The 26,640-nt window shown below is 52.7% G+C and carries 26 protein-coding genes and 2 tRNA genes; 16 read left to right on the forward strand and 12 right to left on the reverse strand.

What is annotated here, in order from left to right; genetic code table 11:
* Positions 1-5 precede the first annotated feature (5 nt).
* From hycF to hycI, 4 genes are read left to right on the forward strand one after another with little or no spacing between them, the layout of a single operon-like run.
* Positions 6-548: a formate hydrogenlyase subunit HycF gene (hycF, locus tag OGX98_RS15175; RefSeq protein ID WP_045446668.1), complete on the forward strand. Its 543-nt coding sequence runs from the start codon at positions 6-8 to the stop codon at positions 546-548.
* The gene (gene hycG, locus OGX98_RS15180) at positions 548-1,315 is read left to right on the forward strand and encodes a formate hydrogenlyase subunit HycG (protein WP_045446665.1); all 768 of its coding nucleotides are present in this window, start codon (positions 548-550) and stop codon (positions 1,313-1,315) included. The genes hycF and hycG overlap by 1 nt, the downstream gene beginning before the upstream one ends.
* The gene (locus OGX98_RS15185) at positions 1,312-1,722 is read left to right on the forward strand and encodes a formate hydrogenlyase maturation HycH family protein (RefSeq protein WP_003037385.1); all 411 of its coding nucleotides are present in this window, start codon (positions 1,312-1,314) and stop codon (positions 1,720-1,722) included. The genes hycG and OGX98_RS15185 overlap by 4 nt, the downstream gene beginning before the upstream one ends.
* Complete coding sequence (gene hycI, locus OGX98_RS15190; protein ID WP_045446662.1) at positions 1,715-2,185, forward strand: hydrogenase maturation peptidase HycI; 471 nt, start codon at positions 1,715-1,717, stop codon at positions 2,183-2,185. The genes OGX98_RS15185 and hycI overlap by 8 nt, the downstream gene beginning before the upstream one ends.
* Positions 2,186-2,244: 59 nt before the next feature.
* On the opposite strand, the gene OGX98_RS15195 is transcribed toward hycI, so the two are convergent.
* The 3 genes from OGX98_RS15195 to ascF form a co-directional block, all read right to left on the reverse strand.
* On the reverse strand, positions 2,245-2,484 hold the full coding sequence (locus OGX98_RS15195) for a SymE family type I addiction module toxin (RefSeq protein WP_045446659.1): 240 nt from the start codon (positions 2,482-2,484) through the stop codon (positions 2,245-2,247).
* 172 nt (positions 2,485-2,656) lie between these two features.
* Positions 2,657-4,081, reverse strand: coding sequence for a 6-phospho-beta-glucosidase (locus OGX98_RS15200; protein WP_286595481.1), 1,425 nt, complete (start codon positions 4,079-4,081; stop codon positions 2,657-2,659).
* Positions 4,082-4,103: 22 nt separating this feature from the next.
* Positions 4,104-5,558: a PTS cellobiose/arbutin/salicin transporter subunit IIBC gene (gene ascF / locus OGX98_RS15205; protein WP_200012377.1), complete on the reverse strand. Its 1,455-nt coding sequence runs from the start codon at positions 5,556-5,558 to the stop codon at positions 4,104-4,106.
* A 263-nt stretch (positions 5,559-5,821) separates the two neighbouring features.
* On the opposite strand from ascF, the gene OGX98_RS15210 reads away from it, so the two are divergent.
* The 3 genes from OGX98_RS15210 (at position 5,822) to hypF (ending at position 9,869) form a co-directional block, all read left to right on the forward strand.
* Positions 5,822-6,835, forward strand: a complete 1,014-nt coding sequence (locus OGX98_RS15210) for a LacI family DNA-binding transcriptional regulator (RefSeq protein WP_045446651.1) — start codon at positions 5,822-5,824, stop codon at positions 6,833-6,835.
* Positions 6,836-6,980: 145 nt separating this feature from the next.
* Entirely contained in the window at positions 6,981-7,526 is a 546-nt protein-coding gene (hydN, locus tag OGX98_RS15215) for an electron transport protein HydN (RefSeq protein WP_003037366.1), read from the forward strand.
* 102 nt (positions 7,527-7,628) lie between these two features.
* A complete protein-coding gene (gene hypF / locus OGX98_RS15220) occupies positions 7,629-9,869 on the forward strand; it encodes a carbamoyltransferase HypF (protein ID WP_286595482.1) in 2,241 nt (746 codons plus the stop codon).
* A gap of 111 nt (positions 9,870-9,980) precedes the next feature.
* On the opposite strand, the gene norW is transcribed toward hypF, so the two are convergent.
* On the reverse strand, positions 9,981-11,114 hold the full coding sequence (norW, locus tag OGX98_RS15225) for an NADH:flavorubredoxin reductase NorW (protein ID WP_286595483.1): 1,134 nt from the start codon (positions 11,112-11,114) through the stop codon (positions 9,981-9,983).
* Positions 11,111-12,559, reverse strand: a complete 1,449-nt coding sequence (norV, locus tag OGX98_RS15230) for an anaerobic nitric oxide reductase flavorubredoxin (protein WP_200012366.1) — start codon at positions 12,557-12,559, stop codon at positions 11,111-11,113. The genes norW and norV overlap by 4 nt, the downstream gene beginning before the upstream one ends.
* Before the next feature lie 187 nt (positions 12,560-12,746).
* Between norV and norR the strand changes: the two genes are divergently transcribed.
* Positions 12,747-14,264, forward strand: coding sequence for a nitric oxide reductase transcriptional regulator NorR (gene norR, locus OGX98_RS15235; protein WP_048220695.1), 1,518 nt, complete (start codon positions 12,747-12,749; stop codon positions 14,262-14,264).
* On the opposite strand, the gene gutQ is transcribed toward norR, so the two are convergent.
* The 7 genes from gutQ to srlA all read right to left on the reverse strand — a co-directional run bounded on the left by gutQ (position 14,261) and on the right by srlA (position 19,223).
* Entirely contained in the window at positions 14,261-15,226 is a 966-nt protein-coding gene (gene gutQ, locus OGX98_RS15240) for an arabinose-5-phosphate isomerase GutQ (protein WP_045446641.1), read from the reverse strand. The two genes, norR and gutQ, sit on opposite strands and share 4 nt — an antisense overlap.
* The gene (gene srlR, locus OGX98_RS15245; protein WP_045449764.1) at positions 15,219-15,992 is read right to left on the reverse strand and encodes a glucitol operon DNA-binding transcriptional repressor SrlR; all 774 of its coding nucleotides are present in this window, start codon (positions 15,990-15,992) and stop codon (positions 15,219-15,221) included. The genes gutQ and srlR overlap by 8 nt, the downstream gene beginning before the upstream one ends.
* Before the next feature lie 66 nt (positions 15,993-16,058).
* Positions 16,059-16,418, reverse strand: coding sequence for a transcriptional regulator GutM (gutM, locus tag OGX98_RS15250; protein WP_045446638.1), 360 nt, complete (start codon positions 16,416-16,418; stop codon positions 16,059-16,061).
* A gap of 101 nt (positions 16,419-16,519) precedes the next feature.
* Positions 16,520-17,299 carry a sorbitol-6-phosphate dehydrogenase gene (srlD, locus tag OGX98_RS15255; protein ID WP_045446635.1) on the reverse strand — a complete coding sequence of 260 codons (780 nt, stop codon included), beginning with the start codon at positions 17,297-17,299 and terminating at the stop codon, positions 16,520-16,522.
* Positions 17,300-17,316: 17 nt separating this feature from the next.
* The gene (srlB, locus tag OGX98_RS15260; RefSeq protein ID WP_045446632.1) at positions 17,317-17,679 is read right to left on the reverse strand and encodes a PTS glucitol/sorbitol transporter subunit IIA; all 363 of its coding nucleotides are present in this window, start codon (positions 17,677-17,679) and stop codon (positions 17,317-17,319) included.
* 12 nt (positions 17,680-17,691) lie between these two features.
* On the reverse strand, positions 17,692-18,663 hold the full coding sequence (srlE, locus tag OGX98_RS15265; RefSeq protein ID WP_045446629.1) for a PTS glucitol/sorbitol transporter subunit IIB: 972 nt from the start codon (positions 18,661-18,663) through the stop codon (positions 17,692-17,694).
* A complete protein-coding gene (gene srlA, locus OGX98_RS15270) occupies positions 18,660-19,223 on the reverse strand; it encodes a PTS glucitol/sorbitol transporter subunit IIC (protein WP_045446627.1) in 564 nt (187 codons plus the stop codon). The genes srlE and srlA overlap by 4 nt, the downstream gene beginning before the upstream one ends.
* A gap of 242 nt (positions 19,224-19,465) precedes the next feature.
* Here srlA and mltB point away from each other — a divergent pair, with 242 nt between their 5' ends.
* The 8 genes from mltB to OGX98_RS15310 all read left to right on the forward strand — a co-directional run bounded on the left by mltB (position 19,466) and on the right by OGX98_RS15310 (position 26,639).
* The gene (gene mltB, locus OGX98_RS15275) at positions 19,466-20,545 is read left to right on the forward strand and encodes a lytic murein transglycosylase B (protein ID WP_045446624.1); all 1,080 of its coding nucleotides are present in this window, start codon (positions 19,466-19,468) and stop codon (positions 20,543-20,545) included.
* Positions 20,546-20,707: 162 nt separating this feature from the next.
* Entirely contained in the window at positions 20,708-21,205 is a 498-nt protein-coding gene (gene pncC, locus OGX98_RS15280) for a nicotinamide-nucleotide amidase (RefSeq protein WP_045446621.1), read from the forward strand.
* Positions 21,206-21,297: 92 nt separating this feature from the next.
* Positions 21,298-22,362: a recombinase RecA gene (gene recA / locus OGX98_RS15285; RefSeq protein ID WP_016154166.1), complete on the forward strand. Its 1,065-nt coding sequence runs from the start codon at positions 21,298-21,300 to the stop codon at positions 22,360-22,362.
* A gap of 69 nt (positions 22,363-22,431) precedes the next feature.
* Positions 22,432-22,932, forward strand: a complete 501-nt coding sequence (gene recX / locus OGX98_RS15290) for a recombination regulator RecX (protein ID WP_286595485.1) — start codon at positions 22,432-22,434, stop codon at positions 22,930-22,932.
* 128 nt (positions 22,933-23,060) lie between these two features.
* Positions 23,061-25,688 carry an alanine--tRNA ligase gene (gene alaS / locus OGX98_RS15295; protein ID WP_286595486.1) on the forward strand — a complete coding sequence of 876 codons (2,628 nt, stop codon included), beginning with the start codon at positions 23,061-23,063 and terminating at the stop codon, positions 25,686-25,688.
* A 237-nt stretch (positions 25,689-25,925) separates the two neighbouring features.
* Positions 25,926-26,111: a carbon storage regulator CsrA gene (gene csrA, locus OGX98_RS15300; RefSeq protein WP_000906486.1), complete on the forward strand. Its 186-nt coding sequence runs from the start codon at positions 25,926-25,928 to the stop codon at positions 26,109-26,111.
* A gap of 355 nt (positions 26,112-26,466) precedes the next feature.
* A tRNA-Ser gene (locus OGX98_RS15305) sits at positions 26,467-26,559 on the forward strand.
* 3 nt (positions 26,560-26,562) lie between these two features.
* A tRNA-Arg gene (locus OGX98_RS15310) sits at positions 26,563-26,639 on the forward strand.
* Position 26,640: the final 1 nt, after the last annotated feature.

Below are 26,640 nucleotides of genomic sequence, written 5' to 3' on the forward strand. Positions count from 1 at the left end.
TCGCCATGTTTACCTTTATCAAAAAAGTCATCAAAACCGGTGCACCGACGTCGTCGTATCCGCTGGAGCCGATCGCGGTCGATAAAAACTTCCGTGGTAAGCCGGAGCATAATCCGCAGCAGTGTATTGGCTGCGCAGCCTGTGTGAATGCGTGCCCGTCAAACGCGCTGACGGTTGAAACCGATCTGGTCACCAATGAACTGGCCTGGCAATTCAACCTTGGTCGCTGCATCTTCTGTGGCCGTTGTGAAGAAGTCTGCCCGACGGCGGCGATCAAACTGTCTCAGGAATATGAGCTGGCGGTGTGGAAGAAAGAAGATTTCCTGCAGCAGTCTCGCTTTGCGCTGTGCAATTGCCGCGTATGTAACCGTCCTTTTGCGGTGCAAAAAGAGATTGATTACGCCATTGCACTGCTGAAGCATAACGGTGATAGCCGCGCGGAAAATCACCGTGAAAGCTTTGAGACCTGCCCGGACTGTAAACGCCAGAAATGCCTGGTGCCGTCTGACCGTATTGAACTGACTCGCCATATGAAAGAGGCCAGCTGATGAGCAATTTATTAGGCCCACGTGATGCCAACGGTATTCCGGTACCGATGACGGTAGATGAATCTATTGCCAGCATGAAAGCGTCGCTGCTGAAAAGCATCAAGCGTTCTGCTTACGTCTATCGTGTTGACTGCGGTGGCTGTAACGGTTGCGAAATCGAAATTTTTGCTACCTTGTCCCCGCTGTTTGATGCCGAACGTTTCGGTATCAAAGTTGTTCCGTCACCGCGCCATGCGGATATCCTGTTGTTTACCGGCGCGGTAACCCGCGCGATGCGCTCTCCGGCGCTGCGTGCCTGGCAATCAGCGCCAGATCCGAAAATCTGTATCTCTTACGGAGCCTGCGGTAACAGTGGTGGCATCTTCCACGACTTATACTGCGTATGGGGCGGCACCGACAAAATCGTACCAGTGGATGTTTACATCCCTGGTTGTCCGCCGACGCCTGCGGCGACGCTGTACGGCTTTGCGATGGCGCTGGGCCTGCTGGAGCAGAAAATTCACGCGCGTGCACCGGGTGAACTGGACGAACAACCAGCTGAAATTCTGCACCCGGATATGATACAGCCTCTGCGTGTGAAGGTGGATCGTGAAGCGCGTCGTCTGGCGGGTTATCGCTATGGTCGCCAGATTGCCGATGATTATATGACGCAGTTAGGGCAGGGCGAAAATCAGGTGGCGCGCTGGCTGGAAGCGGAAAACGATCCGCGTCTGACCGAGATCGTTACTCATCTTAACCATGTAGTTGAAGAGGCGCGTATCCGATGAGTGAAACGGTGGTGTTCAGTCAACTGAGCCGTAAGTTTATTGATGAGAACGATGCGACGCCCGCCGAGGCGCAGCAGGTTGTCTATTACAGCCTGGCGATTGGCCATCACTTAGGCATCATCGATTGCCTGGAAGCGGCGTTAACCTGTCCGTGGGATGAGTATCTGGCGTGGATTGCGACGCTTGCCGAAGGAAGCGAAGCCCGCCGCAAAATGGAAGGCGTGCCGAAGTACGGCGAGATCGTCATCGATTTTAACCATGTACAGATGCTGGCGCGTGCGTTTGATGACGCGCGCGCCGTACAAACTCCACAGCAGCAGGAATGGAGCAAGCTCATGCTCAGTATGCTCCATGATATTCATCAGGAAAGCGCCATCTATCTGATGGTGAGGAGACACCGTGACTGACGTTTTATTGTGTGTCGGTAATAGCATGATGGGGGATGATGGCGCGGGTCCGCTGCTGGCGGAAATGTGTGCTGCGGAACCTAAAGGTAACTGGGTGGTTATCGACGGTGGCAGTGCCCCGGAGAATGATATTGTGGCAATCCGCGAGCTGCGCCCGGCGCGTTTGCTGATTGTCGATGCTACCGATATGGGGCTGAATCCTGGTGAAATCCGCATTATCGATCCTGATGATATTGCCGAGATGTTCATGATGACCACGCACAACATGCCGCTGAACTACCTGGTTGATCAGCTGAAAGAGGATGTCGGCGAGGTGATTTTCCTCGGTATTCAGCCGGACATCGTTGGTTTTTATTACCCGATGACGCAGCCGATCAAAGAGGCGGTTGAAACCGTCTATCAACGATTAGCCGGGTGGGAAGGCCATGGTGGATTTTCGGAGTTAGAAGCACCTGAAGAGTAAACCGTATCAGTGCCGGATGTTTGCCGCATCCGGCCTGTTTATCTCGCCTGCGCCGGTTGTTACTCCGTTGCCTGCTCAATAATTAATTTCCCCTGCATTACCGAAACATTTACCGCTGTGCCGGTAGGGAACCCTGCCTGTTCAAGCCAGTCACCGTTCAGCGTTAATGAGGCATGCCTGCTGATACGTAGCGTGAACCCGGTGTGACGATCCTCGTACCGCTTTCTGACATAACCTACTTTTAAACGACGTACGGGTTTGGTGATAACCACTGCTGTTTTGCCATTTTCATCAGACATGAGCCATTCCTTGTGGCGGAGGGTTAAGATTAAAAACTACTGAATAAAATGACAGTAAAAAAGCGCGGGGGCAAACCTGAAACTGGAAGGGTGATTCCACATTTGAAATGCAATGAATGAAATGAAGATGTAAAGCAATGCCGGAAGGTGGCAGAACCCTCCGGCAGGTAGATTACTCCAGGTCTGCCCCATTGCTGGCTATGACCTTTTTGTACCACCAGAATGACTTCTTACGTGTCCGTGCGAGCGTCCCGTTACCTGCATCATCCCGGTCCACATAGACAAAACCGTAGCGTTTGCTCATCTCGCCGGTTGAGGCGGAGACCACATCGATACACCCCCAGGTGGTATAACCCATTAGCGGTACGCCATCTTCAATAGCGTCAGACATGGCACGAATATGTTCGCGTAAATAGCTTATGCGATAGTCATCATTGATGTTGCCACTGGCATCCATCTCATCTTTTGCCCCAAGCCCGTTCTCCACCAGAAATAGCGGTTTCTGGTAGCGGTCATACATCATGTTCATGGTGATACGCAGACCCAGCGGGTCTATGCCCCAGCCCCATTCGCTGGCCTCAATGTAGGGATTGCGTAGCGATTTCACTACGTTGGCGGCGCTGGTATTGCCGGCATTCATTTCCGCCGAAGCGCAACGTGATGCGTAATAGCTGAAAGAGACAAAATCGACGGTATTTTTCAGGATCTCGTCATCTTCCGGGGCTTTCTCTATCACTACGCCTTTTTCACGAAACACCCGGGATGAATAAGCGGGATAAGCCCCGCGCGCCTGGACATCAATGAAAAACAGGTTTTCGCGGTCTTTTTCCAGCGCGGTCCACACATCTTCCGGTTTGCATGAATAAGGATAAAAATTTCCGCCAGCCAGCATGCAACCAACCTGGTTGTGCGGGTTGATTTCATGAGCAATTTTGGTTGCCAGTGCACTGGCAATCAGTTCGTGGTGCGCGGACTGATATTTCACCTGATCCTGATTTTCACCGTCTTCAAACACCAGTCCCGCGCCTGAGAAAGGGCTGTGTAACATGATGTTGATTTCATTAAACGTCAGCCAGTATTTCACCAGACCGTCGAAGGCTTCGAAGCAGGTACGGGCGTAACGGGTAAAGAACTCCACCATTTTGCGGTTACGCCAGGAGCCGTACTCGGTCACCAGGTGCATTGGTACATCGAAGTGACACAGGGTGACTAATGGTTCAATACCGTATTTTTTGCATTCAGCGAATACCGCGCGATAAAAAGCGATACCTTCTTCATTCGGCGTGAGTTCGTCCCCATTCGGGTAGAGGCGGCTCCATGCAATTGAGGTGCGAAAAACCGTAAATCCCATTTCCGCCATCAGGGCGATATCTTCCTGATAACGATGATAGAAATCTATCGCATCATGGCTGGGATAAAACTCGTCATCCCGCAGCTGAAAGCGCTTTTCCTGACCCAGTTTGACGGGCATCCGGTGCGCGCCGTGTGGGATCATATCCACGGTAGTCAGCCCTTTGCCGCCTTCCCGATATGCCCCTTCAGACTGGTTGGCGGCCAGTGCGCCGCCCCATAAAAATCCTTGCGGAAAAACAGACATAGTAAACCTCAGTTATGGCCAGTCAGATGCTGGCTCCATTGATATTGCCCGGTTGCGCAGCCTGGTTTTTTCTGGCCTGTGCGGCTGCATCTTCGACGGGAATATCCTCAAAGCCGAGAAGTAGCGTTAATACAAAGGACAGCACAACTGCCAGCGCCATTACGCCAAATACCCAGACGATAGTCATTGGATTGGCCGGATCGAAAAACTGTACACTGGTGAATAGCCCTGGTGCTGCCATCGAGTGGCTTGCCAGCCCGGCCATTCCGGCAACGGCTCCACAGATAAAGCCACTGATAAGACTCGCAATCAGTGGACGTTTCAGGCGTACCGCCACACCGTACAGCGCGGGTTCGGAAATGCCCGCCATAATCGCGGAGGCTGCCGCCGCTAGCGCCGTCTGGCGCAGTTCCGGGTTTTTGGTTTTCCATGCCACAGCTAAAGATGAGCCGCCCAGCGACAGGTTGGCGCCGATTTCAGATGGCATGACCATGCCTTCTTTGCCGGTCTCGGCGATGGTCTGAATGATGGTTGGTGTAAAGACGCGATGCATGCCGGTCATTACCAGCAACGGCCACAGCGCACCCATAATGGCGACTGAGAGCCAGCCCAGATAACCGTGAATGGTGTAAACCAGAGCCGAAATCGCGCTGCCGATCCAGATCCCGATCGGGCCAATAAGTACGATGGCGAGTGGGGCGGCGATCAGAACGATCAGCATCGGTTTAAGGAAGTTTTTCGTCACCGCCGGAGTGATGCGATCCACCCAACGCTCGATATACGACAGGCACCAGGTCATGACCAGCGCCGGGATCACCGTATACGTATATTTCACCGCAGTGACCGGGATCAGCGCAAACTCAACGTGTTCACCCTGTGCGGCCTTCGCCATCAGCTCGATAAAGCTTGGATGCACCAGTACGCCCGCAATGGCGATGGCCAGCGACATATTGGTTTTGAATTTAATGGCTGCCGAGGCAGCGACCATCAGCGGCAGGAAGAAGAATGCGCCGTCACCTATCACCGTCAGGATGGTCAGAGTTGAGGAGCCTTTTTCCAGAATGCCGGTCATCTCAAGGATCATCGCCAGCAATTTCAGCATCGATCCACCAATAATCGCCGGGATCAGCGGCGACATGGTACCGATCAGCGCATCGAGGATCCCTGCGCCAATACGCTTCAGGCTCAGCTTAGGTTTTACTTCCGACTCGGCAGGTTGCATATCACCAGGCAGCAGGTTGACGACTTCGCGGTACGCTTGCGAAACGGTGTTACCAATGATCACCTGACATTGATTGTCGTTACGCACCACACCGAGTACGCCAGGGAGTGTTTTCAGTGTGGCGCTGTCGACCAGTGAGTCATCTTTGAGAACGAAACGTAATCGGGTCATGCAGTGCGTCACTGCGGTGATATTCCCGACGCCGCCCAGAGCCGTCACAACGGAGCGCGCCAGCGCTGCATAATTCTTAGACATCGAATTTAATCCTGTTTTATCAGTAGGGTACGTTATGTCTTGCCGTTTACTCTGGTCTCATTTCTGTGTCGGTGAAACAGTGTTAGGAAACCGGTTTCATAAAAGCATGTTTATTTTTTGTAATATGAGCAAGCTTTAATTTTGATCGGTTATTATAAATGTGATTACGATCACCAGATATGGGGTACTGCGGTTGAGCAGCGGGGACAGTAGCCAAACGGTGCAGTACACTGCGTCACATTGAGTGATAAGGGATGAGTAATATGACCACGATGCTGGAGGTGGCGAAGCGTGCCGGCGTGTCGAAAGCGACGGTTTCCCGGGTGCTTTCAGGGAACGGCTACGTCAGCCAGGAGACCAAAGATCGCGTGTTTCAGGCCATTGAAGAAAGCGGTTATCGCCCCAATTTGCTGGCGCGAAACCTGGCGGCGAAGAGTACTCAGACGCTGGGGCTGGTGGTGACCAACACCCTGTATCATGGCGTTTATTTTAGCGAATTGTTGTTCCACACCGCACGGATGGCAGAGGACAGGGGACGCCAGCTTTTGCTTGCCGATGGTAAACACAGTGCTGAAGAAGAGCGTCAGGCGATTCAGTACCTGCTCGACCTGCGTTGTGATGCGATTATGATCTACCCACGTTTTCTCAGCGTCGATGAAATTGACGATATTATTGATGCGCACTCGCAGCCGATTATGGTGCTTAACCGACGACTGCGCAAAAACAGCAGCCACTGTGTCTGGTGCGATCAAAAGCAAACCAGCTTTAATGCCGTAACGCAGCTTATCGCTGCCGGGCATAAGGAAATTGGTTTTATTACTGGTTCAATGGATTCTCCCACCGGCGTGGAGCGTCTTTCAGGCTACAAAGACGCACTGGCGCATCATGGTATTTCCTTAAATAATGATCTGATTGTTAAAGGAAAATGGACTCCAGCTTGCGGTGCTGCAGGGGTAGATACTTTGCTTTCACGCAACGTGAATTTTACCGCGCTGGTGGCCAGTAATGATGACATGGCAATCGGTGCCATGAAGCAACTACACGAGCAGGGTGTTAACGTTCCTGCGCAGGTGTCGGTTATCGGCTTTGATGATATCGCTCTTGCGCCATACACGATCCCGGCACTTTCCAGTGTCAAAATACCGGTAACTGAGATGATCCAGGAGACGATTGGACGCCTCATCTTTATGCTGGACGGCGGGGACTTTGCGCCACCGAAAACCTTCACCGGTGAGCTGATTCCTCGCGACTCTGTTGCGCCGTCAGTTTTGCGTTGATCGCTGTCGTTAGTCATCGTCACTAGTGACGATGACACATATCCTTCACGTACTGGGAAATAAAAATCCTTTTATAACAATGAATTAAAATCTGGCACGATTTGTGAATGCTTCGGCTGATATTCTGTCATTGCTGGAGAAATTGATGAACCGTTTCATCATTGCAGACGCCAATAAATGCATTGGTTGCCGTACCTGTGAAGTGGCCTGCGTGGTATCCCATCAGGATAACCAGGACTGCGCATCGCTGACCCCTGAAACCTTTTTACCGCGTATTCACGTGATCAAAGGCGTTAACGTCTCCACTGCGACGCTGTGCCGTCAGTGTGAAGATGCGCCGTGCGCTAACGTCTGCCCGAACGGTGCAATCAGCCGCGATAAAGGTTTTGTCCACGTAATGCAGGAACGCTGCATTGGTTGCAAAACTTGCGTAGTGGCCTGTCCTTACGGCGCAATGGAAGTCGTTGTTCGTCCCGTTGTTCGCAACAGCGGCGCGGGTCTGAACGTACGTGCAGAGAAAGCCGAAGCCAACAAGTGCGACCTGTGCCACCATCGCGAAGCTGGCCCCGCCTGTATGGAAGTTTGTCCGACTCACGCCCTGATTTATGTGGATCGCAATAAGCTTGAACAACTGAGTGCAGAAAAACGCCGTCGTGCGGCGCTGGATTCCACCGCATCTTTGCTGTTCTGATCCCCGAAAATCCGCGTAAAATAAGGCGATATTTTTGCCGGATAGCGTTTCGCTTATCCGGCAAACGGGCATTTCAGGGAAACATGACCGCGGGAATTCATCATGACAATAAACCACCACTCCGGCGTACAGCTACGTATTCGCGGTAAGGTACAGGGCGTTGGATTTCGTCCCTTTGTCTGGCAACTGGCGCAGCGGCTAGAATTGCATGGCGACGTCTGTAACGACGGTGATGGTGTGGTGGTGCGAATGCTGGAAGATCCGGCGGTATTTATTGCCCAACTGCACCAACACTGCCCGCCGCTGGCTCGCATTGACAGCGTTGAGAGCGAGCCGTTTGCCTGGCCGCAGCAGCCTGCTGATTTCTCGATACGTCAAAGCGCAGGCGGGATGATGAATACGCAAATCGTGCCCGATGCCGCAACTTGTCCGGCCTGTCTTGTTGAAATGAATACGCCCGGCGAACGCCGCTATCGCTACCCCTTTATCAACTGTACCCACTGCGGCCCGCGTTTTACGATTATTCGTGCAATGCCATATGATCGTCCATTTACCGTGATGGCGTCATTTCCGCTTTGTCTCCAGTGCGATAAAGAATACCGCGATCCCTATGACCGCCGCTTCCATGCACAGCCGGTTGCCTGTCCGGCGTGCGGTCCACATCTTGAGTGGTTGAGCGCAGGCTTTCGGGCGGAAAAAGAAGACGCGTTGCAGTCGGCAGTGACACTGCTGAAAGCAGGTGGCATTGTGGCCGTCAAAGGGATTGGTGGATTCCATCTGGTTTGCGACGCGCGCAACGACAAGGCGGTGGCGATGCTCAGGACGCGTAAACACCGCCCGGCCAAACCGCTGGCAGTAATGCTGCCTGGTGATGATGGACTACCAGAGTCTGCGCGTCGTTTACTGGCCACCCCCGCAGCGCCAATAGTGCTGGTGAATAAGCAATATGTGGTTTCGCTGTGCGAGGGGATTGCGCCAGGGCTGATGGAAGTCGGCGTTATGCTGCCAGCCAACCCGCTACAGCATTTGCTTTTACAGGAAATGAATGGCCCGCTGGTGATGACCTCCGGCAACCTCAGCGGCAGACCACCTGCGATTACCAATGCGCAAGCGCTGGAAGATTTGCGCGAGATTGCCGATGGTTTTCTGCTGCATAACCGTGAAATCGTCCAGCGTATGGATGATTCCGTCGTGCGTGATAGCGGGGAAATGCTGCGCCGTTCCAGGGGTTACGTACCGGATGCTGTGGCGCTACCGCCAGGTTTTCGCGATGTGCCACCCATACTGTGCTTAGGCGCTGATCTGAAAAATACCTTCTGCCTGGTGCGAGGCGAACAGGCGGTTATCAGCCAGCATCTGGGAGATCTCAGCGATGATGGCATTCAAAACCAGTGGCGTGATGCGCTGCACCTGATCCAGAACATTTATGATTTCACGCCACAGCGTATCGTCTGCGATGCGCACCCTGGCTACGTTTCCAGCCAGTGGGGCAGTGAGATGAACCTGCCAACCGAAACGGTACTGCATCATCATGCTCACGCCGCTGCAAGTCTTGCCGAGCACGGCTGGCCGCTGGATGGAGGGGATGTTATTGCCCTGACACTGGATGGTATCGGTATGGGCGAAAACGGTGCGTTGTGGGGAGGTGAGTGTCTGCGGGTCAATTATCGTGAGTGCGAACACCTCGGCGGTTTGCCTCCCGTAGCGCTGGTTGGTGGCGATCTCGCGGCTAAACAGCCGTGGCGTAATCTGTTGGCGCAGTGTCTGCGTTTTGTTCCTGACTGGCAACGTTACCCGGAAACGGCGTTACTGCAACAACAAAACTGGAGCGTGCTGGCACGTGCCATTGAGCGGGGAATTAATGCTCCGCTGGCGTCATCATGCGGGCGGTTGTTTGATGCCGTTGCGGCAGCGCTCCATTGCGCGCCGGAATCGCTGAGTTATGAAGGTGAGGCCGCCTGTACGCTGGAGGCGCTGGCCTCACAATGCGCGGGCGTTGAGCATCCGGTGAAGATTCCAGTAAGTGCTAATCAACTCGATTTGGCTGTTTTTTGGCAGCAGTGGCTGAACTGGCAGGCGACAGCGCCGGAACGCGCCTGGGCCTTCCATGATGCACTGGCGCGTGGGTTTGCCACGCTGATGCGCGAGCAGGCGGTATCTCGCGGTATTAATACGCTGGCATTCAGCGGTGGTGTGATGCATAACCGATTACTGTCGTCGCGGCTGGCATTTTATCTGGCCGATTTTACGTTACTGTTTCCGCAGCGTTTACCGGCAGGAGATGGGGGATTATCGCTGGGACAAGGCGTAATTGCTGCGGCGCGGGTGCTTACACAAAAATAAAAAAAGCCCCGGGACTGGCGGGGCAAGAAAAACAGGTCGGGGCATACCGACAAGTGGCAGCGCACATCCGTGTGCGTGAGGTTAATAAATCAAGCGATGGCACTACATTGTTTACACGGGCAGCGTTTTCAACAGAGCGAAAGCCTCCTTCATTCTGTCCTCACTGACCACGAAGGCGCATAACTGGCCTTCGCTGTTCGTTCCTCTGGCGACCATACCTTGTGCTTCCGCTGCAATGTGCCAGTTCAGATCCCGGCGCTGGGTTTCCCCTGCCAGATGTAATGGCAGCTCCGGCGTTTTGATTTTTACCAGCATGGCTGGCAGTTTCAGCGGGGCGTTGCCGCCGAGCAGATTTTTCGCCAGATACATCGCGCTAAGCTGAATGGGTTGCAGGAACGGCAACACCTGACCATTGATTTCCGCACAGTCGCCAAGGGCGTAAATATCCGGATGACTGGTTTGCAGGTAGCTGTCGACGCAAACACCACGGTTGATGGTTAATCCAGCACGTCGCGCCAGCGCCGTTTCAGGACGTAAACCTGTTGCCGCAATCACCGCATCAACTTCTACGCTACGGTGACGATCGAGCGTGGCGCGAATACCGGTGCTGGTTTTCTCCAGCTCCAGTAATTGCGATTTCAGCAGCAAATGCACACCCATGTCGGTCAGGCGATGCTGCAAGCGGCTGCTCACTTCCGGCGGCATTAACGAAGCCAGAATACTGGCGGCGTTATCGATAAGCGTCACCGCTTTACCGGCGCGACAGAAATCCATTGCCAGTTCGCTGCCAATTAAGCCACCGCCGACAATCAGAACACGCCGGGCGTCACGAAGTTGTGTTTCACAGGCGCGATACTCCTGTTGGCTGTTAAGAGTAAGCATTAACTCACGTCCGGTAACCGGAGGTACAAAGGCTGACGCCCCGGTTGCCAGCACCAGTTTGTCATACTGCCACTGTTTGTCCTGGCTTTTCACTACGTGGGCTTCGGCATCAATATCGGTAACCCAGGTGTGCGGGAATAAGCGTAATGTAAACTGTTCGGCGAACTCCCCCGCCGACTGGCGGGTGAGGTCATCGGCACGTTGTGCCTGGCTGATAACGTGGCTGAGATCGGGTTTGTTGTACTCGTCCATGCTGTCAGCGGCAATCAGCGTCAGCGGGACTGTAGCATCCTGTTTACGGATATTTTTGACTAACTGGCGGGCGGCGAAGCCCGAACCAATGATGACAATTCCGTGGCTCATTTTGCCTCCGTTGCCAGTACGTCGAAGACATCTTTACCTAATGAACATTCCGGGCACAGGAAGTTATCCGGCACGTCGCTCCACGGAGTACCCGGTGCGACATCTTGTAAAGGTTCGCCTTTAGCGGGATCGTAGATCCACTGGCAGACGCTGCACTGCATGCAAGGTCCGAGATCGGCGGCAGCGGCGGCGGCACAGGCGCACTCTTCTTCTTTAGTTGTTGCTTTCACATTGGTTTCCGGCAGCGGAGCAAGCGCCCACTGACGTGCAATTTCACGACCGTGCTGACGGCACAGTTCCAGCGCATCCAGGTCCGGACGCCATTTCGCTTTCAGGCTCAGAGACATTTCGAAACCAGCGTCCTGCAGACGGGTAGACAGACGGTCTACCGCGCCGCCGCTCCAGCCGTGTGAACCAAAGGCGCTGGCGCGTTTGTTACGAAAACGCAGACCTGTCATCTCCTCAACCAGACCCGCGATTTTCGGCATCATCACGTTGTTCATGGTAGATGTACCGACCAGCACGCCTTTGGAGCGGAAGACGTTGGTCAGGATTTCGTTCTTATCGCTACGGGCGACGTTAAAGATTTTGACCGCCACATTCGGGTCAACTTCGTTGATCCCTTGCGCAATAGCATCTGCCATCATGCGAGTGTTGTTGGACATGGTGTCGTAGAAAATCGTGATGCGATCTTCCTGATAATCTGCCGCCCATTTCAGATACAGTTCAACGATCTGTGTTGGGTTGTCACGCCATACCACACCGTGAGAGGTGGCAATCATATCGACCGGCAAATTAAAGCCGAGGATCTCGGTGATTTTCGGTGTCACCAGACGGCTGAATGGCGTCAGGATGTTGGCATAGTAGCGTTGGCACTGTTCGAACAGTTCAGTCTGGTCCACTTCGTCGTTAAACAGACGTTCGTCACAGTAATGCTGACCGAAGGCGTCGTTACTGAACAGGACGGCGTCGCCGGTCATGTAGGTCATCATGCTGTCAGGCCAGTGCAGCATCGGGGTTTCTACGAAGATCAACTGCTTACCGTTACCAATATCCAGTGAGTCGCCGGTTTTAACCACGTTGAAGTTCCATTCCGGGTGATGATGATGTCCGGTAATGGAATCAATGGCGTTATTGGTACAGTAAATCGGGGTATCCGGAATGCAGGACATCAGTTCGGTCAGCGCACCGGCATGATCTTCTTCTGCATGGTTAATGATGATGTAGTCAATATCCGCCAGGTCAATTTCACTGCGCAGATTTTGCACGAATTCACGGCTAAACTTGTGGTCTACTGTATCGATCAGGACATTTTTTTCTTCACGGATGAGATAGCTGTTGTAGCTGCTGCCGCGCAGCGTTTTGTATTCGGTTCCGTGGAAATCACGAACTTCCCAGTCACGTTGGCCAACCCAATGAATGTTATTTTTAACCAGAATAGACATAGCAACCTCAATTAATTCAGCGTTTTTCAAAAAAAGATGTTTTGCTTATTGCAGATTGCGTGCCAGTTTTTTATTTATTTGATTTATAAAGTTTTAATTTTTATACCCCAAAAATGGTAGTCAAAATGACTATTTAATTTATTGTCAATATGACAATATGAATTGTCAAAATGACAATGAGGTAGTCATGAGCTTTTCAGTTGATGTCCTGGCGGGCATCGCCATTGAATTACAAAGCGGTATTGGGCATCAGGATCGTTTTCAACGTCTGATCACCACCCTGCGCCAGGTGTTGGAGTGTGATGCTTCGGCGCTGCTGCGCTACGAGTCCCGACAGTTCATTCCCCTGGCAATTGACGGGCTGGCACAGGATGTCCTCGGCAGGCGTTTTACGCTGGAGGGCCATCCGCGCCTGGAAGCGATCGCCCGTGCAGGCGATGTCGTGCGCTTTCCTGCCGACAGCGATTTACCCGACCCATACGACGGGCTGATTCCGGGTCAGGAAAGCCTGAAGGTTCATGCCTGCATCGGGTTGCCGCTGTTTGCCGGACAAAATCTGATAGGCGCGCTGACGCTTGATGGTATGGAACCTGACCAGTTCGATGTGTTCAGCGATGAAGAACTACGCCTGATTGCCGCTCTGGCGGCGGGCGCGCTGAGCAATGCATTGTTGATTGAACAACTGGAAAGCCAGAATATGCTGCCGGGTTCGTCGACTGCCTTTGAGCAGGTCACTGAAACGCAGATGATTGGCCTGTCGCCCAATATGATGCAGTTGAAAAAAGAAATTGAGATTGTGGCAGGCTCTGATCTCAACGTGCTTATCAGCGGTGAAACGGGGACAGGCAAAGAGCTGGTGGCGAAAGCCATCCATGAAGGCTCACCGCGAGCGGTGAATCCGCTGGTGTATCTGAACTGTGCCGCGTTGCCGGAAAGTGTGGCAGAAAGCGAGCTGTTTGGTCACGTGAAGGGGGCATTTACCGGAGCCATCAGCAATCGTAGCGGCAAGTTTGAAATGGCAGATAACGGCACGCTGTTTCTGGATGAGATTGGCGAGCTGTCACTGGCGCTACAGGCCAAGCTGCTGCGCGTGTTGCAGTATGGGGATATTCAACGCGTCGGGGACGATCGCAGTCTGCGTGTGGATGTCCGTGTGCTGGCGGCCACTAACCGTGATTTACGTGAAGAAGTGCTGGCCGGAAATTTCCGTGCCGATTTGTTCCATCGCCTGAGCGTCTTCCCGCTTTCCGTACCGCCGCTGCGTGAACGCGGTGACGATGTCGTGTTGCTGGCAGGGTATTTTTGCGAACAGTGTCGGCTGAGACTGGGGCTTTCTCGCGTGGTGCTCAGTCCTGGGGCACGAACTCATCTGCTGAACTACGGCTGGCCCGGAAACGTCCGTGAACTCGAGCATGCTATTCATCGTGCAGTGGTGCTGGCAAGGGCGACAAGGGCAGGGGATGAAGTGGTACTGGAAGCACAGCATTTTGCTTTACAGGAAGATGTTCATTCGCCGCAGGCCGAAGTCATCGCAGAGATGCCGCAGGCTCATAACCTGCGTGAGGCAACAGAATCATTTCAGCGGGAGATGATCCGCCGGGCACTGGCGCAGAATAACCACAGCTGGGCGGCAAGCGCGCGAGCGCTGGAAACCGACGTCGCCAACCTGCACCGGTTGGCGAAACGTCTGGGACTGAAGGATTAGATAATTCCTGCCTGGTAGAAATCCTGCAGGTTGATAGCGCCGGTGAGTTTGCCGTTTTCGTCCACCACCGGTGCGGCGGTAATTTTGCGCTTCATCAGGATCTCTTTGGCATCAATTGCGCGGCTTTGCGCCTGCAGCGTAATGCCATTGGGGGTCATCGCTTCGCTAACCTGAGTAGTGAGTGCGCCGCCACCGACCAGCCAGCGGCGCAGGTCACCGTCGGTAAATACGCCTTTCACTAACGCTTGTTCGTCGCAGACCGCCACCAGGCCCAGACCGGTACGGCTCAGTTCCAGCATGGCATCCATGACGCTGGTGGTGAGCGTGACCTGTGGTACGGCATCGTCGCGACGCATCAGGTGGTGCACCTTATTTAACAAACGTGCACCCAACGCACCGGCCGGATGGGAACGGGCAAAATCTTCTTCGTTAAAACCACGCGCCTGCATCACGGCAATTGCCAGCGCATCGCCCATCATCAGGGTGTTGACGGTGCTGGATGTCGGCGCCAGGCGCATCGGGCAGGCTTCGCGCTCCACCGAAATATCCAGTACGGCTTTTGCCGCCAGGCCCAACGGTGAGGTCGGTTTTCCTGTCATCGCCAGCAGGGCGACGGATTTGTCCTCCAGGCGCGGAATAATGAGATCCAACTCTTTTGCACCACCGGAGTAAGAGATGAACAGCATCACATCGCGACTTTCAATCATCCCTAAGTCGCCGTGCAGCGCTTCCGCAGGATGCACAAAAAAGGCCGGGGTGCCGGTGCTGGCGAGAGTCGCCGCGATTTTTTTGCCAATATGACCAGACTTGCCAATACCGGAAACAATGACTTTGCCTTCGCAGTGGATAATGGTATTGGCGGCGCGGACAAAATCATCGCCCAGACGTTCTGGCAGTCGGCTGGCTTCCTGTAGTTCCAGCATTAACGTCTGACGGCCCGCGTTCAGTAGTGCATCACTCATTGGTTTCTCCGGTTATGATCACTTCAATCCCTTTTGCTTCCAGCGCCTGACGAAATACAGGATCGATGCCTGCATCGGTAATCAGCTTGTCGACGCTTTCCAGACTGCACACAACATTGGGGCTTTTACGCCCGAATTTTGATGAGTCCGCCATCAGAATCACTTCGCGAGCGGCATTGCACATCGCTTTACTGACGGTGTAGACCTCATTAAAGGTGGTCACTCCGGCATTAAGGTCAATGCCATCGGTACCCATGAAGAGTTTATCAAAGCTGAACTGCTCAAAGGCGTTTTCTGCCAACTGACCGTGAAATGACGCAGATTTTTTGCGAAACGTACCGCCTGGCATCAGGATGGTTTGCTCATTGTCCAGCTCCGAAAGGGCGTTAACAATGTGCAGACTGTTGGTCATGACGGTGATATTGCTAAAGCGGGTGAGCATTGGCACCATCTGTAAAACGGTGCTGCCTGCATCAAGAATGATAGAGTCGCCATCGTGAATATATCGTACGGCGGCTTCGGCAATTTGCTCTTTCTTATGCGTGTTGATTAGCGTTTTGTGATCGATAGGCGGGTCGGATTCGTCTTTGTTTAATACTACACCGCCATAGGTACGAATGACGGTTCCGGCATTTTCCAGAATGACCAGGTCTTTGCGAATGGTCGTGCCGGTAGTGTCAAAGTATTGTGCCAGTTCTTCAACCGAGCATTTCCCCTGTTTTTGCAGATGCTCCAGTATTGCAGCCTGACGCTGACGAGGTTTCATAGGCATGATCACCCTGTATAGGTTGCGAAATGATAATTTCGCAAGCTATTAGCATTCACAACGAAATTATCCATGTTTCAGTTTAAGCGCCAATGATAGTGCATTCTGCGAGAGCGGATCATGGGGAAAGATCACATCAGGCTGTAATTCATCAAGATGTTTACCCATTATCGTGGCAATTTTTATTGGCTTAGCGAATACGGTAAGTCCTTTCATAAATAAAGTATCGGTTACCCGTTGTTGCTCATCCAGCGCAATGGCGACAACTACACGCGGTTTAAAGCGCCCGCCGGAACGACCTACGCCGACTCGTCCCTGCTGACAGAGCTTATCGAACGCGCGATTAAAACGGGATATTTGCCAACCCCCCAGCGCCAGCTGCAGGCACCAGGCGATGGCGGCGACGGTTATCAGTGCAGAAACCATGTTATTGCTCCTTGCTTATGTGCCGGGTGGCGCTGGGCTTACCCGGCCTACAGGGAGGGCGTAGGACGGATATGGTGGAACCGCCATCCGGCAATTCAACATTAAAACATCACCTGACCGCCGGTCACATTAATGGACTGTCCGGTGCAGTAAGACGCTTTCGGGCTGGCATAAAACAGCAGCATATTCAGCACATCCTGATAATCGCAGCCGCGTTTGAGGGGAACCTTATCAATGTAATACTGCTCCACTTCATCCGGCTTGAGGCCGAGTTTGGTCGCATATTGCGGTAATAAAGACTGGAACATCGGTGATTTCAACAAGTTACCAAGCATCAGTGAATGTACGGTAATACCATATTCCGCCAGATCCAGCGCCAGCGACTGGGTTAAACCCACGCCGCCAAATTTAGCGGCGCTGTAACCGGAGTTGTGTTTACTGCCTACTTTGCCTGATTTTGAGTTGATCTGGATAATGCGGCCCTGAATGCCGTCACGGATCATCAGACGTGAGAATTCACGTGCACAAAGGAAGTAACCGACCAGGTTCACCTGTAAAGAGCGATCAAAATCTCCAAGCTCAAAGTCACTGATGAACGCTGCTTTGGCGATGCCCGCGCTGTAAACCAGCAGATCAGCGCGGCCGAATATTTCATCCACTCCGCGTGATAACGCCAGTACGCTCTGTTCGCTGGTGGCGTCGGCACCAAAGCCGTAAGCGGTACCCTCACCAAACTCCGCATTAATCTCCTGTGCCACATTCGCTGCTTTATCGCTTTGAATATCCACCACCGCAACGCGGTATCCTTCTGTAGCAAGCCCACGGCAAAGGAATGCACCCAGAGTCTGGCCTCCACCAATGACAACGGCAACTTGATTCATTTTTATCTCCTTCAATCTTAAGCAACAAACTTCAAAATACAGCCCGGTGCGATACCGTCTGGTACTGGTCCCGCAACGTGTACAGTGCCGGGGAATTCCGCTTCACTCAGTCCGTCAAAACGCAGGGTGATATGCCCCAGCTCACGTAAGTTTTGTTCCGCAACGCTGCCAACGGCCGTGACCGGATAGTGATGCTGTCCCAGCTCGAACTGGACGCCGGCTTGCAGAGAGCCGTTCAGCTCTCCATGGCAATGAATGAAGCAAAATTCTTCGATATCCGCAGGTGCGCCTTCACGAAAGGTAATCAGCATTTGATCGCAAAGTGCATCCGGCGCGCTCTGGCCAATACGGGTGATGGTGGTCTGATAAATCACGGTCATCTTCGGAACCTCTTATTGGTAAATAAAGCCGGAAACAAACCAGGCAATGAGAACGGTTGGTGCGCCGGTCAGGAAGCGGCTCACCAGCACCGATGGCACGCCAACGCGCACGGTATCCTGACGGGCTTCCGCCAGCGATAAACCCACCGGGATAAAGTCGCAGGCCGCCTGGGCGTTAATTGCGAATAAGGCAGGCAGTGCCAGATGTGGCGGGATATTACCCAGACCAATCTGTACACCTATCAGTACCCCGATAACCTGGGCGATTACGGCGCCAGGGCCGAGGAAAGGGGACAACAGTGGGAAAGAACAGATCAGCGCCAGCGTTACCAGCCCTAACGGATGGCTGGCCAGCGGTGCGAGGCCGTGAGCTATCCAGTCGCCCAGACCGGAAGCCATGATGATGCCGATCAGCGCCGAGACGAATGCCATAAAGGGCAGAATGGTTTTCAACACGGTATCAATCGTGTCTCGTCCGGACTGGAACAGCACTGCTACGGCGGATCCCATCCCCATACCCACTTTCGCCAGCAGGCCATCGCTCTGCTCGGTAATCTTTTTGCTGGTGTCGTAATCGCGGCCCGCAGTGGTGTTTGTGGACTGAGGTGCGGCAGATGTTTCACCGACAACGGTAATGTTTTCTTCTTTTACGCCAGAGACATAGATATCTTCGACAATGTACTGGGCCAGCGGACCGGATTTACCCGTGGCATGAATGTTCAGCGTTGGTATGCGCCGCTTCGGATAGATCCCGCAGCGCAGTGTGCCGCCGCAGTCAATGATCGCGGCACCAATTTCCTCTTCAGGTGGCTCGCCTTCTTTAAACCCATCTACCGCCTGCCAGCCGGTTAACTGTGCCAATTTGTCGACAATCGCGGGGCGTGTTCCGGCAGTGATATAGACAATTTTCTTCCCAGGCGTCGCCTCCAGTTCGAGTGGGCCACCCCAACCGCCAGTGCCTTTTTCAATACGAATACGCATCATGATGTCGCTCCAGACAGACGGACTTTCTGTTCAAGTTGGATGCCCATTTTTTTCTCAAAGATGGAGGTGGTGAGGTCGGTTACCCAGCCGCGGAAAAAGTTCGTGACCAGACCGACCAGCAAATAGCTCACCGCGAGCGGGCCGAGGGGGAGACCAAGCGTCGTCAGGCCGCTGGCAATGCCCAGATAGACAAACAGCTCACCGGGGTTGATATGAGGGAATAATCCGTTCATTGAGTGGCAGCTATAAGAAGCTGCAGCGTAGTAGCTGGGTTTGTATCTTTCAGGCATAAAACGACCCAGGCTCAGGGTCATGGGGTTACAAAATACAAAAGTACCGATGCAAGGTAGCAGCAGATAGCGGGATAACGGATTTCCGGCACAGCGCTGAGCAAATCGCTCAATGCGCTGCTGGCCAATGAAGTTAATCAGCGCGTTCATGATGACCAGCAGACTAATCAAGAGCGGAAGAATACCGGTCACCATACTGGTGAATACTTCTCCGCCTTTCTGGAACAGCCCAATGAACCACTCTGCGCCCAGGGTGATGGTTTCGATCATTATTCTCTCCTGTAGGGGTTAGTTACCTTTCCAAAAGGTGATTTATTTTAATCACAATGAAAGAATTTAAAGTGTTATTTTGATCGCAAAATGAAAGATAAATATTTTATTTTGAAAGTTTGTGGGAAGGGGATTGATGAGATAAGTGGGAATGGTATTTATTCTGTGAGGACTGCTTCCTTGTTTGGCGGGGGATGCTTTACCATACTTCTCCCAGGCTGAATCTGTTTAATGGATGTCCCATGTTCAAGCGTCGTTATGTAGCATTACTTCCCCTTTGTGTGTTGCTTGCTGCCTGTAGCAGCAAACCGAAACCTTCAGAGACTCAAACGACCACGGGAACGCCATCCGGCGGCTTCCTGCTTGAGCCGCAACACAATGTCATGCTGTCGGGTGGTGACTTTGCCAATAATCCGAACGCACAGCAGTTCATCGAGAAGATGGTGAGCAAGCACGGTTTTGACCGTCAACAGTTGCAAGAGATCCTGTCGCAGGCCAAGCGTCTGGATTATGTTCTGCGTCTGATGGACCGTCAGGCACCGACTACCCAGCCGCCAGCCGGACCTAACGGAGCCTGGCTGCGCTATCGCAAGCAGTTCATTACCCCGGATAACGTGCAAAACGGCGTGGCATTCTGGAATCAGCATGAAGATGCTCTGAAGCGTGCATGGCAGGTTTACGGCGTGCCGCCGGAAATTATCGTAGGTATTATTGGGGTGGAAACTCGCTGGGGCCGCGTGATGGGTAAAACGCGTATTCTGGATGCGCTGGCGACCCTGTCATTTAACTATCCGCGCCGGGCAGAATACTTTTCCGGTGAACTGGAAACTTTCCTGCTGATGGCACGGGATGAAAGCGATGACCCGCTGGATCTGAAAGGTTCCTTCGCTGGTGCAATGGGGTACGGGCAGTTCATGCCGTCCTCTTACAAAGAATATGCTGTCGATTTTAATGGCGATGGGCATATCAATCTGTGGGATCCGGTTGATGCCATCGGTAGCGTGGCAAATTACTTCAAAGGCCACGGCTGGGTGAAAGGAGATATGGTGGCTGTCCCGGCAAACGGCCAGGCACCGGGGCTGGCGAACGGTTTTAAAACCCAGTACAGCATTTCTCAGCTTGCTGCTGCAGGTCTGACGCCGCAGCAGCCGTTAGGGAATCACCAGCAGGTCAGCTTGCTGCGTCTGGATATCGGCACCGGTTATCAGTACTGGTATGGACTGCCGAACTTCTACACCATTACCCGCTATAACCACAGCACGCATTACGCGATGGCTGTCTGGCAGTTAGGTCAGGCGGTGGCGCTGGCACGGGTGCAATAATCATTCTTGCCGGATACGATGTGCAGGCATCGTATCCGGCTCTATTTTTAAGTCAGCTTATCTATTTTCTGAATCCCCCTCGTAAATTACTCTCCTCATCCCCATCTTTGTTATGAAAGTGCTATCTTGTCCGGCATATTTTTTTTACTGACAGAGGCTGAAATGACTGACAGTGAACTGATGCAGTTAAGTGAGCGGGTTGGGCTGGCGTTGAAAGCGCGCGGTGCGACGGTGACTACCGCAGAATCCTGTACCGGCGGTTGGGTAGCGAAAGCCATTACCGATATTGCCGGAAGCTCCGCCTGGTTTGAACGCGGGTTTGTGACTTACAGTAATGAAGCTAAATCACAGATGATCGGTGTGCGAGAAGAAACGCTGGTACAGCATGGCGCGGTGAGTGAACCGGTAGTCGTCGAAATGGCGATTGGTGCGCTGAAAGCTGCTCGTGCGCATTTCGCTGTCTCGATCAGCGGTATTGCAGGGCCAGATGGCGGGAGTGAAGATAAGCCCGTCGGCACCGTGTGGTTTGCTTTTGCCAGCGCAAGCGGCGAGGGGGTTACCCGTCGGGAATGCTTCAGTGGTAACCGCGATGCAGTACGTCGGCAGGCGACCGCCTATGCGTTACAGACCCTGTGGCAACAATTTCTACAAAATACTTGATACTGTATGAGCATACAGTATAATTGCGACAACAGAACATCATCTTTCACGTTTCGCGGTTTAACCCGAAAGCGGCATGACAGGAGTAATTAATGGCTATCGACGAAAACAAACAGAAAGCGTTGGCGGCAGCGCTGGGCCAGATCGAAAAGCAATTCGGTAAAGGCTCCATCATGCGCCTGGGTGAAGACCGTTCTATGGACGTAGAAACCATCTCCACCGGTTCGCTTTCTCTGGATATCGCATTGGGTGCGGGCGGTTTGCCGATGGGGCGTATCGTCGAAATCTACGGGCCAGAATCCTCCGGTAAAACGACCCTGACACTGCAGGTTATTGCTGCCGCACAGCGTGAAGGTAAAACTTGTGCGTTCATCGATGCAGAGCACGCGCTTGATCCTGTCTATGCTCGTAAACTTGGCGTTGATATCGATAACCTGCTTTGTTCTCAGCCGGATACCGGTGAACAAGCGCTGGAGATCTGTGACGCGCTGGCGCGTTCCGGTGCAGTCGATGTTATCGTTGTCGATTCCGTTGCTGCACTGACACCAAAAGCTGAAATCGAAGGCGAGATCGGTGACTCTCACATGGGCCTCGCGGCGCGTATGATGAGTCAGGCAATGCGTAAGCTGGCAGGTAACCTGAAACAGTCCAATACGCTGCTGATTTTTATCAACCAGATCCGTATGAAAATTGGCGTCATGTTCGGTAACCCGGAAACTACCACCGGTGGTAACGCACTGAAATTCTACGCCTCTGTTCGTCTGGATATCCGTCGTATTGGCGCGGTAAAAGAGGGCGATAACGTGGTGGGTAGTGAAACCCGCGTTAAGGTCGTGAAAAACAAAATTGCAGCGCCATTTAAACAAGCTGAATTCCAGATCCTGTACGGTGAAGGTATCAACTTCTACGGCGAACTGGTTGATCTGGGCGTTAAAGAGAAGCTGATTGAAAAAGCCGGTGCATGGTACAGCTACAACGGTGAGAAAATTGGTCAGGGTAAAGCGAATGCCACTAACTGGCTGAAGGAAAACCCGGCAACTGCGAAGGAAATTGAGAAGAAAGTACGCGAGTTACTGCTCAATAACCCGGATTCAAAACCAGACTTCTCTGTTGATGACAGCGGTGAAGATGTAAAAGAAACGAACGAAGATTTCTGATAATCTGACGTTATCGCACATAGAAGGGCTGCATATCATGCAGCCCTTTTCCATTTCTGAAGGCTCACTATGACAGATTCAATTCCTCGCCGTTCCGCCTGGTCCCGACTACTTGACCGCGCTGTTCGTATTCTTGCCATGCGCGATCACAGTGAGCAGGAGCTAAGACGAAAACTGGCTGCTCCGGTCATGGGGAAAAATGGACCGGAAGAAATTGATGCTACGCCTGAGGATTACGACAAGGTTATTGCCTGGTGTATTGAAAGTCGCTACCTGGATGATGACCGATTCGTTCGGCAGTTTATCGCCAGCCGCAGCCGCAAAGGCTATGGCCCCGCGCGTGTGCGCCAGGAGCTGGGGCAAAAAGGGATCCAACGTGAATCCATTGAGCGCGCAATGCGTGAATGTGAAATTGACTGGGCGCAGCTTGCGCGAGAACAGGCAATCAGAAAATACGGTGAGCCTTTGCCTGTGGCTTTTTCAGAAAAGGTAAAGGTTCAGCGTTTTTTGCTCTATCGTGGTTATCTGATGGAAGATATTCAGGCGATATGGCGAAATTTTGACGATTGAGCGCATACGGGATTTTACTTCCCAGTAAAGAAAACTTATCTTATTCCCACTTTTCGATTGCCAGAGGCGCAGATCGCGTGCCGATGCTGGTAATGACATTTCGTTAGCTTGATTTCTTCAGGATAATTATGAGCAAGAGCACCGCTGAGATCCGTCAGGCGTTTCTCGATTTTTTCCATAGTAAAGGACATCAGGTAGTTGCCAGCAGCTCCTTGGTACCAAACAATGACCCTACTTTGTTGTTTACCAACGCCGGGATGAACCAGTTCAAGGATGTATTCCTTGGCCTCGATAAGCGTAATTATTCCCGCGCAACCACCTCGCAGCGTTGCGTACGCGCGGGCGGTAAACACAATGACCTGGAAAACGTCGGTTACACTGCACGTCACCATACCTTCTTCGAAATGCTGGGTAACTTCAGCTTCGGCGACTACTTTAAACACGATGCTATTCAATATGCATGGGAACTGCTGACCGGTGAAAACTGGTTTGCCCTGCCGAAAGAGCGTCTGTGGGTAACCGTCTATGAAACTGACGATGAAGCCTATGAAATCTGGGAAAAAGAAGTCGGGATTCCGCGCGAACGTATCATCCGTATTGGTGATAACAAAGGTGCGGCATATGCTTCCGATAACTTCTGGCAGATGGGCGACACCGGTCCGTGTGGTCCGTGTACCGAAATTTTCTACGATCACGGCGACCACATTTGGGGTGGCCCTCCGGGAAGTGCTGAAGAAGATGGCGATCGCTATATTGAGATCTGGAACATCGTCTTCATGCAGTTCAACCGTCAGGCTGACGGTACTATGGAACCGCTGCCTAAACCGTCCGTGGATACGGGGATGGGTCTGGAGCGTATTGCGGCAGTGCTGCAACATGTTAACTCCAACTACGAGATTGACCTGTTCCGCTCGCTGATTGAGTCCGTGGCGAAAGTGACCGGTGCAACCGATCTGAGCAACAAATCACTGCGCGTAATAGCCGACCATATCCGTTCCTGCGCATTCCTGATCGCCGATGGCGTTGTTCCGTCGAATGAAAACCGTGGTTATGTGCTGCGTCGTATCATTCGTCGCGCGGTACGCCATGGCAACATGCTCGGTGCGAAAGATACCTTCTTCTACAAGCTGGTTGGTCCGCTGGTAGAGGTGATGGGCTCTGCGGGTGAAGAGCTGAAACGTCAGCAGGCGCTGGTTGAGCAGGTTCTGAAGACGGAAGAAGATCAGTTTGCTCGTACGCTGGAGCGTGGTCTGGCACTGCTGGATGAAGAACTGGCTAAACTGTCTGGTGATACGCTGGATGGTGAAACCGCATTCCGCCTGTATGACACCTACGGCTTCCCGGTTGACCTGACGGCGGACGTTTGCCGTGAGCGCAACATCAAAGTTGACGAAGCTGGTTTTGAAGCCGCGATGGAAGAGCAGCGCCGTCGTGCACGTGAAGCCAGCGGTTTTGGTGCAGATTACAACGCGATGATTCGCGTTGATGGTGCATCTGAATTTAAAGGCTACGATCATCTGGAACTGAACGGCAAAGTGACCGCCCTGTTTGTGGATGGTAAAGCGGTAGATGCGATTAACGCAGGTCAGGATGCCGTCGTTGTTCTGGACCAGACGCCGTTCTATGCGGAATCCGGTGGCCAGGTTGGCGATAAAGGCGAGCTGAAAGGCGCTGGCTTTACGTTCGCAGTGGGCGACACGCAAAAGTATGGCCAGGCAATTGGTCACATTGGCAAGCTGTCAGCGGGTTCACTGAAAGTGGGCGATGCGGTACAGGCTGATGTGGATGAAGCGCGTCGTGCGCGTATTCGTCTGAACCACTCCGCAACACACCTGATGCATGCGGCGTTACGCCAGATTCTGGGCACGCACGTGTCACAGAAAGGCTCACTGGTTAACGATAAAGTTCTGCGTTTTGACTTCTCTCACACTGAAGCGATGAAACCGGCGGAAATTCGTGCTGTTGAAGATCTGGTGAATGCGCAAATTCGTCGCAACCTGCCGATTGAAACAAATGTCATGGATCTTGAGGCGGCAAAAGCCAAAGGAGCAATGGCGCTGTTTGGTGAGAAGTATGATGACCATGTACGCGTTCTGAGCATGGGCGATTTCTCAACCGAATTGTGTGGCGGTACTCACGCCAGTCGTACCGGTGATATCGGTCTGTTCCGTATTGTGTCTGAATCCGGCACTGCTGCGGGCGTTCGTCGTATCGAAGCCGTAACCGGTGAAGGCGCTATCAATACCGTGCATGCTGAGAGCGATCGCTTAAGCGATATTGCACAACTGCTAAAAGGTGATAGCCAGAATCTGGGTGACAAAGTGCGTTCGGTACTGGAACGTACACGTCAACTCGAGAAAGAATTGCAGCAATTGAAGGAACAGGCCGCGGCGCAGGAAAGTGCAAATCTCTCCAGTAAAGCGATTGATATCAACGGCGTGAAGCTGCTGGTTAGTGAGCTGACGGACGTTGAACCTAAAATGTTGCGTACTATGGTTGATGATCTGAAAAATCAACTGGGATCTACGGTTGTCGTTCTGGCAACGGTAGTAGAAGGTAAGGTTTCTCTGATTGCGGGCGTGTCTAAGGATGTGACAGACCGCGTGAAAGCAGGGGAGCTGATTGGGATGGTCGCTCAGCAGGTAGGCGGCAAGGGTGGTGGTCGTCCGGACATGGCGCAAGCCGGTGGTACGGATGCCGCGGCTCTGCCTGCAGCGTTAGCCAGTGTGAAAGGCTGGGTCAGCGCGAAACTGTAATAACTATAAGCATTAGCGCATGCTGTAACCCTGGGTTACGGCATGCGAATCAATGCTATCGACAATGATAAAGTCAGGTTGAAGTTGTGTATATCGGCTAAACTTAGGTTTAACAGAATGTGATGCCGTGACTGCTTACACTTAGGTGTTTGTCATCGCTTACTTTTTGGCGTTATATGATGGATAATGCCGGGATACAGAGAGACCCGACTCTTTTAATCTTTCAAGGAGCAAAGAATGCTGATTCTGACTCGTCGAGTTGGTGAGACCCTCATGATAGGCGATGAGGTCACCGTGACAGTTTTAGGGGTGAAGGGCAACCAGGTGCGCATTGGCGTCAACGCCCCGAAAGAAGTATCTGTCCATCGTGAAGAGATCTACCAGCGTATCCAGGCTGAAAAATCCCAGCAGTCCAGTTACTAAGGTTTTCGCGTCTCACCTTTCAGGTGAGGCGCAACCTGATTTAGTTGGTTTCTTTTTCTCTCCTGTTGTTCATTTCTCTCCTGTTGTTCATTTCTCTCCTGTTTCTCTACTTCTATCCTCTTATTCCCTTTCTCTACGATTTTTCTGTTTGTTCATCGTCTGGAGAAAATGCCAATTTATCTGTTGATAAAACACTCTTTTTGCCGTTTTTGCAGACTAATTGCGCGTGAAATGTGCAAACGATAAAAGCACTGGAAAAATTGTTTGACTTATAAGTCCCAGAAAGTAATATGTGCGCCACGCAGCGACGATGAGCAGAAACAAGTTCTTCGAAGCACTCGCAAGAGGCGTTGTTGGTGAGGTGGCCGAGAGGCTGAAGGCGCTCCCCTGCTAAGGGAGTATGCGGTCAAAAGCTGCATCCGGGGTTCGAATCCCCGCCTCACCGCCATTTGCATCCGTAGCTCAGCTGGATAGAGTACTCGGCTACGAACCGAGCGGTCGGAGGTTCGAATCCTCCCGGATGCACCAT

Source organism: Citrobacter sp. Cm046 (assembly GCF_030333065.1).
Taxonomy (GTDB): domain Bacteria; phylum Pseudomonadota; class Gammaproteobacteria; order Enterobacterales; family Enterobacteriaceae; genus Citrobacter; species Citrobacter murliniae.